This is a genomic window from Pseudidiomarina homiensis (assembly GCF_003987225.1).
In the GTDB taxonomy this organism is placed as follows: Bacteria; Pseudomonadota; Gammaproteobacteria; order Enterobacterales; family Alteromonadaceae; genus Pseudidiomarina; species Pseudidiomarina homiensis.
Genome location: NZ_PIPX01000003.1, coordinates 86,730 through 99,388 on the forward strand (window position 1 = coordinate 86,730; position 12,659 = coordinate 99,388).

Sequence of the window (12,659 nt, forward strand, 5' to 3'; positions counted from 1 at the left end):
TACTTAACTAAGGTTCCGCCTCATGCCTGATGCCGCCATTTTCACCGTTGCTCAATTGAATGCTGAAGTACGTCAAGTACTTGAGCAAGGATTTGGCTCTATTTGGTTGCTTGGCGAAATTTCGAACTTTGCCGCGCCGGGGTCCGGTCATTGGTACTTTACACTCAAAGATGAGCGTGCGCAGATCCGCGCTGCTATGTTCCGAAATGCCAATCAGCGCGCTAAAATTCGTCCACAACATGGCATGCAGGTGTTAGTCCGCGCGAAACTTACCGTGTACGAACCGCGCGGAGATTACCAGCTGATCGTGGAGCACATGGAAGACGCTGGAGCGGGTTTACTGCAGCAACGCTATGAGCAGTTAAAGCATAAATTACAAGCGGCTGGCCTGTTTGCTGCGGAACACAAACAAGCACTACCGGACAAAATTCGTAAAGTTGGAGTGATTACCTCACCGACCGGCGCGGCGATACGCGATATTCTGGCGGTACTCAAACGGCGCGACCCGCGTCTCGAGGTGATCATCTACCCCAGCGCGGTGCAAGGACAGGCTGCCGCCAACGACTTATTGTTTGCCTTACAACGCGCCATTGCGCGTAATGAAGTCGATGTTTTAATTTTAAGCCGCGGTGGCGGCTCACTTGAGGACTTGTGGTGTTTTAACGATGAGCAACTGGCATACGCTCTGCATAGCTGCCCGCTGCCCACCATCAGTGCTGTCGGTCACGAGGTCGATTTTACCATTGCGGATTACGTTGCTGATGTACGCGCCCCTACGCCATCGGCCGCTGCCGAATTAGTCAGTCGCGATCAACGCGAAGTGTTGCAACGCTTGCAGCAACTTGATCATCGACTACAGCAGTATTGGCAACGGCAACGTAGCTTTATTCAACAAACCCTGCAGCATTGGCAACATCGGCTTGAACAACAGCACCCGCAACGCCGTTTACAACAACATAGTCAACGCGTTGATGAATTAATGGCACGGGCGACGGTGGCGATGCAACGCAGTCAACGACAAACGCGCGAACGCTTAGGCTATCAGCAGCAGCGTTTACTTGCGGTGCATCCCCAACGGCAATTAACGCCATTGCACCAGCGCTTGCAGCAACTTCAGCAACGGCAAAGCTTGGCGATGCGGCAACTGCTAAAGCATTGGCAGCAACGGCAACAAACCGTCGTGCAGAACCTGCAGTTGGTCAGTCCGCTGCAAACGATTGCCCGTGGTTATGCCGTGGTGCGCTCGCAACAAGGCGAGGTTATCCGCGACCCCGCCCAACTTAAAGCCGATGAAGTTTTTTCGGTACGCGTAGCTGAAGGCGAATTTAATGCGGTTAAAGCCCCTGCAAAGCCTGCAAAATAAAGTACCACAGCGGTAATGTCGCAAAACAGAGCAGCACCCCGTAGCCGACCACGGCCGCTGACAATGTCGGTGCCAATCCGGCCATAATGGCTAAGGCACCGGCCGAAATCATGGCAGGCATTGCAGCCTCCATAATGGTCACTTGTACCGCTAATTGTTCTAAACCAAAGCCCCACAGGAGCAATAAAGCGACCAACGGCATTAGACCTAACTTAATCAGTAACGCCCAAGCAAGTGGACCGCGATCTTCTTGTGGTAAGCGAAAGCGCAGCTGAAATCCAACCGCAACCATAATCACTGGCACTAAGGTCACCGCTAAAGAGTCAATAAAGTGCTGCATAACGTCAGGATAATCGATGCTGCGCAATGCAAAGGCAGCGATGAGCGCAACAAAGGGCGGAAACTTAATGATTTTCCAAGCGATAGTTTTGCCCGATGGGCGTTGCGCCTGTTCACCCTCGGCATGACTGTAGACCGCAGCAATAATGGTGGCGTAGATCGAGAGAATAAAGAATGAGCCAAGTTGATCGTATAGCAAGGCATACGGAATACCTGCTGGTCCAAAAAACGCCTCGATCATCGGAAAGCCAACGAACGATGTGTTTCCCAACGGAATGACAATCAGCATCGCTCCCGTTGTCGTTCGCGACCACTGCCGCCACCGTGCAATCCACATAACCACCGGCACAGTGAGTGCGAGTAACACCCAGGGCAGCAACGCTGGAAATAGCAGCTCTTTACCAAAAGTGAGGGCTGGAATTTTTTGCAGTACCAATGCCGGTAATGCGACATAAATCACATAGGCATTGAGGATTTGCCCAGAATTTTGCGGAAATTGCCGACTCCGTCGCAGCAGTAAGCCAATCAGTACGTAGCCGGCAATATAAAGAAAGTTCGCCATCGTTCAAACAAGCTGGTGAATGATGGCGATAGTCTACAAGGCTTTCACGGCCAAGAGAAATTAGACTTTAGAAGCGGTGTTCAAGACCTACAGCGAAGTAAGTTTGCTCGGCCGCTAAAGTATCCAAGTCGCGGCCAGTGTACCAAGCATACACTTTGGTATTCTTACTAAACTTGTAGTCCGCACCAAAGGCAATAGAGTCATCGTCGCCGTCAACAAATTCCATCATCTGGTATTGTGCTTTTAAACGCCATTGGCCCAATGCATGTTGTACGCTTGCGACAAAACCATCGGCTTCGTTGGTGCCCATGACTTCTTGTTGCTGCTGCCACATCAAACCAAACATGGTATCAGCCACTTTGGTATAACCCACGAGACGCTCGATATCATAACCATCAACGTCGCGATCGATAGCAGCACCAAAGTAATACGGTGTGTCATCTAAGCCTTCGTCGCCGTAAGTTAACGCAAGTGAATAACCGTCGTCTTGCTCGTCACCCTCGCTTAATACCACTGAGCCGGCAATGCGGAACTGTGCGAAAGCAGGTGAATAATAAGACAGGGTATTACTGGTGCGGTTTTCACCCTCAAACAGGGCTTTGACGTCAGCTTCATAGTCGCTGAACTGATCAATATCACCTTGCACGGTTTTCAGTACGGTGTCACGGCGACCTACGGTGAACTCACCAAAACTACCACGCAAACCCACGTACTGGTTGCGTGATTTCAAATTATCATCACCACCTAGATCGGTAAGGTCAACCTGCCATTCTAATTTATAGATGACTTCGAGATCGTCATTGAGCTGAGCGCCGCCCTTTACGCCGATGCGTGAAGCGTTGCTTTTCAGTTCACTGTCGCTACCTTGCCCATCGTCGCTGCTTTGTAAAGAAACATTCGCGCGACCATAAAAGTCGAAACTTACTGGATTCTCGTCCTGAGCTACAGCTACGCCACTAAACAGTGCGAGCGGAAGTACCATCCAAATAGAAGAGTTAACTGTCATAACGGTTACCATCGTTGCTAAGTTGAGAGTTAAGCAGGCCCTTGCCTACTCAATACGCGCATAGCATATGGCACTTTTATGACAGTTTAATGACTATATGTCAGTTTTTTTTCGTTTTGATAAAACTTTTATGGCGTATTTATGACGCTTGCAGTTGTTTTATCCGTTCTGCTTGCTCTTTTTCTGAGGTTGCATAACGTTCCCACTGTGCTGCTGCTTTACGCGCATCGTCAAAAGCTTTGGCTTTTGCGAAGGCTTGCAGCGCTGGATTATAGTTCTCTTGTTCTAATTCAGCCATGCCAATGACCAAGTGCATGGTCCCCGGCTTCTCTAAATTACCCTTGGCAAGTGCGGTCTCGGCAGCAGCGATGGCTTGCGGATAACGTTCCGCATTCAATAGCACTTGTGCACGCTGGGCATCCAACTCACCATCATTGCTCAACTCTGCCGCTTGCTCGAGGGCCGCCACAGCACGGTCTGTCTCACGCGCCGCAATCCAGCTTTGCGCCAGCAGTTTAAGATTACGCAAATCGGCTTCGAGCTTTCCTTCGGCAAGCGCCTGCTCCATCACTTTGCCAGCCTTGTAAGGAATGCCGCCAAAGAAGTAGCTTTGCACTAACATTTGTAAATCTTGGCCTTTGGTCAGAAAGCCTTGCTGGTATGCAGCTTCAAGCATCGCTAACTGTTGCTCATCATTACCGAGTTGACCATAGACACCTGCAAGTTGAACCCAGTATTCAGGTTTGTTGAAGTGCTTGATCATTTTTTCTAAGACCGTTGCAACGGCAGCAGTTTGCTCAAGTTCATAATGAATCGCGCGTTGCAATACGTACCAGTTCTCGTCACCCGCACCGCCGTTTTCTTCGGCGCTAGCAATGGCACGTTGAATCGGCTTGAGTGCGCGTTGATAATCACCTTTTTGATAAAGTGCTTGGGCGCGCAACACATCTGCCTTTTGCGCCTGGTCGTCACCAACCACTTGCTGCCAACGGTCAAGGTACTCGAGCGTAGCGGCATAGTCGCCCTGCCCCAGCGCTAACTGCGCAAGACTGAATAGAGTGTTTTGTTTTAACGCGTCGGGAATCGGATCTTCGTCAACAACTTTAGCGAAATACTGAATCGCTTCCGCCAATTGGTCTTTGCCGTAATACATGTAACCGTAGAAGTTCCATAACATGGCACGTTCGTAGCTATTCATACTACTGAGCTTCGACTCTACGTTCTTCAGCGCCGCTAAGCCGGCGGTAACATCGCCGTTGTCAGCGAGTTCTTGTGCCCGTGCCAGTTGTGAATACACTTGCTCACGCAGCGCTGGTACACGCTTCGTCTCTTGAGCGTGTAAAATTTGCATGTTCGCTTGTGCGAGGACGACAAGGGCTAATGCTGTGATTAATTTACGCATGGTTCTTCTCCTAACCGTCGATCTCAAAGGTTAAACGGTTTTGTACGCCTTCCACTTCTACCGTTTCGCCGTTGACGACACGCGGTTTGTATTTAAATTTCACCACTGCATCCAATGCGGCTTGATCAAAAATCTGCTCAGGTTCGGCCTCGACCACACGTGGGTCACGCACGGTACCTTGCTTGGTTACCGTAAACTCAACCACGACATAGCCTTCAATTCCCCGTTGCAGAGCTCGGCGCGGGTAAGCTGCTTGCACTTTTACAATCGGCAAGTACTCGCCGTCGCTGGTATCAAGGTTCATGCCACCGGCAAGGCCAGTGTCCGCTTGCGCTACTGCAGAGAAATCATAGCTACCCTCACCTGGGGTGAGTTCACTGCTGTCCATTTGCGGCTGTGGCAAGTCTTCCGGCGGTTGCTCTGGCTCGGGCGGCCGTTGCGGTTTACGTTCCTTTTCTTGCACCACTTCTTCTGGCTTCACCCGCACAAAGTCGAGCACACTGCCTTTTGGCGGTTCGGTCATTGCGCCTTCACCACCGGTGATAAAGGATTGCATCAAATAGAACAATCCAAGCGTCACTACGGCGGCTACGGCAAGTGCAGCTAGAAAACGCATAAGCTATTCGTCCTGTGCAGCAATCGAGACATCATAAACGCCAGCGGCACGGGCTGCGTCCATCACTTTAATAAGCGTTTCGGTGGTCGCCAGCTTATCGGCTTGAATCACTACCGAACCTTGCGGGTTCTCAGCGTAAAGCCGTTCGATATTGGCTTGCACGGCACGCACATCTACCTGACGCTTGTTGATCCAGATTTCACCGGTCTCACTAATGGCCACCAAAATATTGGCGCGATCCTTTTGCACTGCGGTTGCTGCGTCTGGACGATTAACGTCGATACCCGCTTCCTTAACAAAGGTGGCGGTCACAATAAAGAAGATCAGCATGATGAACACCACGTCGAGCATGGGCGTCATGTCAATTTGCGTTTCTTCTTCGTCGATCAAATTGGCAAAATGTTGTTTCATAAATAAGCCCTCTAGTGGTGTTCCATCAGCATGCGGTCTTCAAGCTTTAAGCGTTCCCGCTTTGCTGTGCGCTGCAGCCAAGTGGTGGCAAACACCCCCGACAAAGCGCCGACCATGCCAGCCATGGTTGGAATTGTTGCTTTCGATACGCCAGCTGCCATCGAGCGAGCGTTACCTGTGCCAGCGATAGCCATCACATCAAACACTTCAATCATGCCGGTTACGGTGCCCATCAAACCAAGCAGTGGACAAAGTGCCACTAAGGCTTGTAAGACAGGAACTCGACCACCTAAAGCGAGCGATACGCGTGAAATCATGGCTTGCCGAATCTGTTCCGCATTCCACGATGATTTATCATCACGCTGCTGCCATTTTTCGAGCACACGACGCTTCTCTTGCTGATGACCGCGGCTGTAGTAAAAAACGCGCTCCAGAATCATCAACCACATCACGAAGATGAGGATCCCGATGACCACTAACACCTGGCCACCGGTTTCAACAAAGTCCTGAATCGCACTGTAAAAGTCGATGAAGAACACCATGTTTAGTGACTCCGCTCAGAACGCTCCGCGATAATGCCAGAGGCCTGTTCTTGCAAGACATGCACAATATTTCGGCTGCGTGTGTTTAATGTCGCGAACAACAGCGTCATTGGAATCGCGACAACCAAGCCCAGTACAGTTGTCACCAAAGCCTGCGAAATACCGCCCGCCATGAGTTTCGGGTCACCGGTACCAAACAGAGTGATGGCTTGGAAGGTATTGATCATACCGGTTACCGTACCCAACAAACCGAGCAGCGGTGCGACCACTGAAATGATTTTGATAAAGGTTAAGTTGCGCGTGATTTTCGGCACTTCGCGTAAAATCGCCTCACTGAGTTTCAGTTCAAGGGTCTCGGTATCAACTTGCGGATACTTGTCTTGCACCGCCATAACCCGTCCCAGCGGATTGTCCTGTTTAGCCTCATTTTGTTTCAGCTGACGCTTCACTTTACCGCCCATTAGGGTAAGCGTGACAAAGCGCTCTAACGCAATCAGCAAGCCAATCGCACCTAGCGCAAGAATGATGTAACCCACCGTTGAACCTTGCTCGATACGCTCCATGGTTCCTGGGGCTTGAACCAACAAGCCAAGAATCGAACCGCCGGTTGGGTCTAAGCCAAAGCGCACTGGATTGTCATCGCCTTGCTCTAACGCTTCAACTGTCGATAAATAACGGCCACTTGGCTGACGCACGAGTTCTGCGACAGCGTCAGTGCCTGGGATAAGCTCCAAGTATTTACCGTCAGCTACCATGTTGAAGGTACCAACCCGAACTACTGGCTTGGTGACTTTCTCACCGCTCGCCAAAGTTACGGTGGTTTCAAATTCGCTGACTTTACCCGACTCGGTCATTTCCTGTTGTAAGGCAAACCAAACCGACTCGATTTCTTCAATACTGGCGAGCTTTGAACTTGAGCCCATTTTCTGCGCAAGGTCGCTCAAGGCATCGCTGCGCCCCGGATACTCCACCGATACGTAGGAGTTCTGCAGCGTACTTGCGGTATCACCGGCGACTTGCTGCAACACACCAAACAATTCTTTTAACGACCCCATACGCTGAGTGAGTGCTTCTTCGAGCGCCGCCAAATCACGTTCATTGGCTTCAAATTGACCTTCCAGCTCAGCACTGAGTGCTTCGAGTTGATCGCGTTGAGCAATCGCGTCACGTAAAATTTGTTGTTGCTGTTCAGCTTGGGCACGAAAGCGAGCTTCACGCTCCTGATTCGCCTGCGATTGCGCAAACTTGCCTTCCTGCAATTGCTGCAATAGCTGATCAAGGTTCACCGGTTCCTGCGCCAGCACCGGAGTACTCAACGCCAGCACCGCCGCAACGAGTAAATGTTTTAGCTTCAACATGGGTTATTCTCCTGCTTGGGTGTCGGCGTGGAAAATCGGCAGCATGAGCAAATCAGGCGCTAGCTGTTTACGTGCAATCCGCAAAGCTTCTTGCACATTCGATGCATAGCTCGAATCCAGTGCTTGCCACTCACGTTGCTCCTGGTTCCATACACCCATGGTGTCACCGTTGCGCGTCTTATAAATCAGTACCGTGCGGCCAACGCGCAAGAACTCGACGTCTTGGCTTTGCCCGTCAATCTCCTTGGCACCGTTATAGGCTTCGATGGTGCGGCCATATTCAGATTCGATTTGGTAGGCTTCCATAACGCGACGGAATTTTTCCGAAACGTCAACATCCGCGCGGTCCATTAAGTCCTGCAGACTTGCGATACGGTTGGTGCGTTCTTCCTGCAAGAACGGCACATCAAGCTCGACAAAGGTGGCTAAGCTATCGATCATACGCAGCATCAGCGGCGTGATCTGGCGCTCTACGACGCTCACTTCGTCGATCGAGCTATTCAAATCACCCTTTTCGGTTTGTTGCGAGTCAATTTGCTTTTGCAATTGCTGCACATAAACCTCTAGACCTTCGATTTGACGGCTGATTTGTTTGTACTGCTGCACGCGCTCTTGCGTGGTGTCAGCAATCTTATCGACAGTAAGTTGTGAGGAGCGCGCGGCTTGGTTGATTTCGTTAGCAGCATCGACCACAGGGTCAAGTGCTTGCTCTTGCGCGGTTACTTGCGGACTGGCAACGCCAACGGTGGCTAAAAAGCTTGCCACCAACAGCGTGCGAGTGAAACATGGGTTCATGGAAACACCTTGCACACGTTGTGAATGATGGTGTGCAAGATACGTCAGTTCTATGACAGCTTGGTGACTGTATTATGGCAGTTTTATGTCAGGATGAATCTTTTGTGCCAGTTTCATGTAAGTTTCGTGTCATTTCCCGCATATCGACCCCGCTGGGGTGCTGGAATACACGCAGCCCAAACTCTGGCAAAATCGCTAACAAGTGATCGAAAATATCGGACTGGATACTTTCGTACTCGGTCCATGCTGTGGTGTTGGTAAAACAATAAACTTCAATCGGTAAACCGTCAGAAGTAGGGTTCAACTGACGTACCATCAAGGTCATCTCTTGGTGCACACGTTCGTTATTTTCCAAATACTTTTTCACGTAAGCGCGGAACGTACCGATGTTGGTAATTCGGCGGGTATTGACCGGCTCTTTACCCTCATCTTTGAGCTGTTGATTCCAGTCGTCGATCTCTGCTTGCTTGTCTTTCAGGTAATCCTTGAGCAAGCGGAAGCGCTTCACCGCTTTCATCTCATCTTCAGTGAGAAAGTGCACGCTTTGCTGGTCCAGTAACAAACTCCGTTTAATCCGTCGACCACCCGACTCTTGCATGCCCCGCCAGTTCTTAAACGGGTCCGAAATAAAGCGGCGTGTCGGAATAAAGGTAATCGTCTTATCCCAGTTCTGCACTTTCACCTGATGCAGGGCAATATCAATGACATCACCGTCGGCATTCAGATTCGGCATTTCGACCCAATCACCCACGCGGATAATGTCATTCGAGGTGATCTGTACGCTGGCTACAAGGCTCAGTAAGGTGTCTTGGAACACCAACATCAGCACTGCGGCCATTGCGCCTAAACCGGAAAGCAAGATAACCGGCGACTTGTCGATCAGCACCGCAATCATCAGAATCGCGGCAACGGCGTAGATAACAATCTTCGCGACTTGAATGTAACCTTTGATCGGCCGCTGATGCGCATCTGGCTGACGTTCATACAGCATATTGACGATGGTCAACGTGCCGCTAATCGCTCGCGCAATAGTAATGACAATGAATGCGTAGCAAACATTGGTGACGACAATTGTCAGTTCTTCAACAAGGTTAGGTACCGAGGTGATGCCAAAGGCAATGACTAAAGCAGGAACCACATTGGCAATGCGCGCAACGATATTGCGTTCTATCGCTTGGCGGTCTTTGCCGACTGGCGTGTAGCTAATAAGGTTGAGCAGTCCGCGCAGCAGAATTTTTTTCACCACAAAATTGGCGATCCAAGCGCCAAGTAGCAACAAGCCTAGCTTGGTTAGCGTGTCCATATCGGGGCGTTCAATGAGCCACTGTTCTGCGGTTTCGAGTTTTTCTTTTAAATCCTGCATAGTTCGCTGTTCGCTGTTGGCTGTTCGCTCGCTAGTGATTAGAAACCATCTAGGCTTAGGTTTCAACAAGTAGCGTAGCCCGTGGTTTTACCACGGGGTAAATTTCACGTTGCGACTGTGTAGGTTCAATTCGATATTCCCCACAGTAGAACTGCGGGCTACAAACAAAAACGGGAGCCGAAGCTCCCGTTCCAAATCAACCCGCACGTTCAACCAAATCAGAACGCGTAGCTGTATTCCAGACTGATACCAGTACCAACCGTACGACTCTGAATCGTTCGACCGTTTTGCTCGATCTCAACATTGTCACCCAGTATGTTCTGTACTTTAAACTTCAGTTTCGAATTGAAGTCTGGGTAGTACGTATAAACCGCATCAAGACTATGGAACGGTTGTTCGAATGCATCATCGATACCGACTTCACCCTGCTTCACACCTGCGAAGGCGATGCGTTCACCGGCGACGTTGTAGATCAACGAGGCACTGTGTTCGCCGTTGAGCGAGTCATAACCGAGCTGCAAGTTGGCCACATATTTCGAATGGCCAGTCATGCGGCGGGTGTTATTGGTCAACTCAACGTTACCGGTATTGGCGATGCTGATTTCAGAATCAGACAAGGTCAGGTTACCGGTCACAAACAGGCCGTCGGCGATACGGGTTAAGTCTTTTAAGAATTCAAACTCAACGCCATAGACTTCACCAGCTTGACCATTCAAGAAAGTGATAACCCGGTCCGAATCGGTACCTTTGGCTTCCACTGCCTCGATCGGATTAGCAAGATCCTTGTAGAACGCCGCTACCGAGTAATTTTCGCCAGAAGGAAGATACCATTCCCAACGCACATCAAAGTTATCGATATCGGTGGTCATCAACTCGCTGTTACCGCGCACTTTGAAGTTGGTAATTGGGTCAACGAAAATGACTTCTGTCAGTTCACGCAAGTCAGGACGCACCACAGTACTTCCGTAACCAAAGCGCAACTGCATTTCGTCATTGAGCTGGTAGGTTAACGCGAGCGAACCATAAACATCGTCTTCCATACGACCGGCTTCAGCGGGATCGCCAATCATGGTCATATCGCGAATGTCGAGCTGTGCGGCAACTTGCGTATACTGCTCCCAGCGCAAACCACCGCTGACTCGCCAATCCTGGTTCACTTGTACATCAACCAAGCCATAGCCTGCTTCAATTTGCTGTGCGGCAAGGTAGTTAGGATCAGTCGCTGTTGGCGCACCAAATAAGGCCAAGCCGAAGTCAGCGTCGGTGATGTTGGCATCACTGAAAAGATCGTTATAACCAACATTGACCAGGTCTTCGTTATTAACCTGTTCAGCACTCAAGGCGAAACGACGCGAGTACGATGAACGTGCTTTCTTCGAAACTTGTCCGCCACCTTTGACTAAGATTTCCATCTCGGCAAGATAGAGTGGCAGCTCACCATCAACACGCCAGTCTTGCGCATCATCTTGCAAGGTCTGGAACTGCATCGTGGTTGCCGTACGGGTTTGTTGGAAGGCTAAATCGCCAATACCTTCGCCTAAGTCGCGGTTATTGATGCGACGGTAAAACACTTCACCTGGTGCATCACGATTCGCGCGTGAGTCGGCGTACTGCCAGTCCAACGCAAAGCCCCATAGCTCGGGGAAGTAATGCGAACCACGGATTTGGTTCGTTAACAGCTCACGCTGCTCATAACGAATGTCGGTGTCGTAATAACTCAAACCATCTTCGTTGATGGAGTTCAGCGTTTCGATACCACCTTGTTCGACGCGGTCGGCGGTATTACGTAAGAAAATAGTCGATGTCTCAAGCTTGTGATAATCACCTACTTGGATACCAAAGTTAAGCAATCCACTAAGTTCAACGTCTTGGGTGGTAACACGTGTTTCACTACGTTGGTTAACCACCGCCTCGCCGTTGGCGATACCTAGCACTTCTTCCGTTTCTTCGTTATTTGACCAACCACTGTCATAGTCAACTGCCGCCAAGAAACCAAAGGTAATGTCGTTGCCAAGGTCATAGTTTGAGCCATAAGTGACAGAACCTTTGATATCCGGTGCCATCGACTTGGTGTAAACCTCGTTTTGAGTATTCAGCGACGCGGCTAAGCTACGGTTAATCTCTGCCGCTTCAGCCAACGAAATGTTCTCAAAGCTAGCGATGCTTGCGGTATTGATAGACTCTTGATAGCGCGCCAACGCTGACCACATTTCAGGTGATAGCGCACGAGTACCGTCATCTTTACCAAGCCAGTCATCACTGCCGCCAGCGTAGCTCAAACCATCGTCAGAAAGGTTGGTATTCCAGCCAGTACCGATCGAAAGATCAAAGACTTCCTCGGTTGGAATGGAAACCGTACGGATATCCACGTTACCGCCACCAAAGTTGGCCGGCATATCTGGTGAATAGGACTTTTGTACCGACATACTTTCGATAATGCTTGCTGGGAACATATCTAAAGGAATGACGTTACGGGTTGGATCGGGCGAAGGTACAGACGCACCATTCAGTTGCGTACTAGAATAGCGCTCACCCAGGCCACGAACATAAATAAATTTACCGTCAACAAGGGTCAGGCCCGTTACACGGCGCAAGGCCGAAGCCGCGTCGCTGTCACCGGTGCGTGAAATCTGCTCAGCACCAAGAATATCGGCAACGAAAGCTTGTGCTTTGCGCTCTTCAACCACTGCCGCAGCCGAACCTTGCAAACGTGTTCCTGTGGTTACGACTTCTTCAATGGTAGCGTCTTCACTGGTCGACGTATCTTGTTGTGCATAAGCAATAGGTCCTGACAACGCAAGTGCGATGGCAAGGCCTAATTTACTTTGAGTTAAAACAGCCTGCTTTTTCATAGGAAACTCCGATTGCGTGACATGAGAATTACGGGAAAAGCTGCACATCC

At 50.2% G+C, this 12,659-nt stretch carries 11 protein-coding genes; 1 reads left to right on the forward strand and 10 read right to left on the reverse strand.

Annotated elements, in window-relative coordinates:
- Nucleotides 1–22: 22 nt before the first annotated feature.
- Complete coding sequence (gene xseA / locus CWI70_RS11315) at nt 23–1,363, forward strand: exodeoxyribonuclease VII large subunit (protein ID WP_126773824.1); 1,341 nt, start codon at nt 23–25, stop codon at nt 1,361–1,363.
- Here xseA and CWI70_RS11320 read toward each other — a convergent pair.
- From CWI70_RS11320 to CWI70_RS11365, 10 genes are all read right to left on the reverse strand, one after another.
- Nucleotides 1,335–2,264 (reverse strand): AEC family transporter, encoded by a 930-nt coding sequence (locus tag CWI70_RS11320; RefSeq protein WP_126773826.1) that lies wholly within the window; start codon nt 2,262–2,264, stop codon nt 1,335–1,337. The two genes, xseA and CWI70_RS11320, sit on opposite strands and share 29 nt — an antisense overlap.
- 67 nt (nt 2,265–2,331) lie before the next feature.
- Nucleotides 2,332–3,270 (reverse strand): porin, encoded by a 939-nt coding sequence (locus CWI70_RS11325; RefSeq protein WP_157980901.1) that lies wholly within the window; start codon nt 3,268–3,270, stop codon nt 2,332–2,334.
- Nucleotides 3,271–3,409: 139 nt separating this feature from the next.
- Nucleotides 3,410–4,672 carry a tetratricopeptide repeat protein gene (locus tag CWI70_RS11330; RefSeq protein WP_126773830.1) on the reverse strand — a complete coding sequence of 421 codons (1,263 nt, stop codon included), beginning with the start codon at nt 4,670–4,672 and terminating at the stop codon, nt 3,410–3,412.
- Between the two features lie 10 nt (nt 4,673–4,682).
- Entirely contained in the window at nt 4,683–5,288 is a 606-nt protein-coding gene (locus CWI70_RS11335) for an energy transducer TonB (RefSeq protein WP_126773832.1), read from the reverse strand.
- Between the two features lie 3 nt (nt 5,289–5,291).
- A complete protein-coding gene (locus tag CWI70_RS11340; protein ID WP_126773834.1) occupies nt 5,292–5,699 on the reverse strand; it encodes an ExbD/TolR family protein in 408 nt (135 codons plus the stop codon).
- 11 nt (nt 5,700–5,710) lie between these two features.
- Nucleotides 5,711–6,241 (reverse strand): MotA/TolQ/ExbB proton channel family protein, encoded by a 531-nt coding sequence (locus CWI70_RS11345; RefSeq protein WP_126773836.1) that lies wholly within the window; start codon nt 6,239–6,241, stop codon nt 5,711–5,713.
- A 2-nt stretch (nt 6,242–6,243) separates the two neighbouring features.
- Nucleotides 6,244–7,599 (reverse strand): MotA/TolQ/ExbB proton channel family protein, encoded by a 1,356-nt coding sequence (locus CWI70_RS11350; protein ID WP_126773838.1) that lies wholly within the window; start codon nt 7,597–7,599, stop codon nt 6,244–6,246.
- A gap of 3 nt (nt 7,600–7,602) precedes the next feature.
- Nucleotides 7,603–8,292, reverse strand: a complete 690-nt coding sequence (locus CWI70_RS11355) for a DUF3450 domain-containing protein (protein ID WP_420849360.1) — start codon at nt 8,290–8,292, stop codon at nt 7,603–7,605.
- A gap of 190 nt (nt 8,293–8,482) precedes the next feature.
- Complete coding sequence (locus CWI70_RS11360; protein ID WP_241967896.1) at nt 8,483–9,757, reverse strand: mechanosensitive ion channel family protein; 1,275 nt, start codon at nt 9,755–9,757, stop codon at nt 8,483–8,485.
- 218 nt (nt 9,758–9,975) lie between these two features.
- A complete protein-coding gene (locus tag CWI70_RS11365; RefSeq protein ID WP_198677701.1) occupies nt 9,976–12,609 on the reverse strand; it encodes a TonB-dependent receptor domain-containing protein in 2,634 nt (877 codons plus the stop codon).
- Between the last annotated feature and the right edge of the window lie 50 nt (nt 12,610–12,659).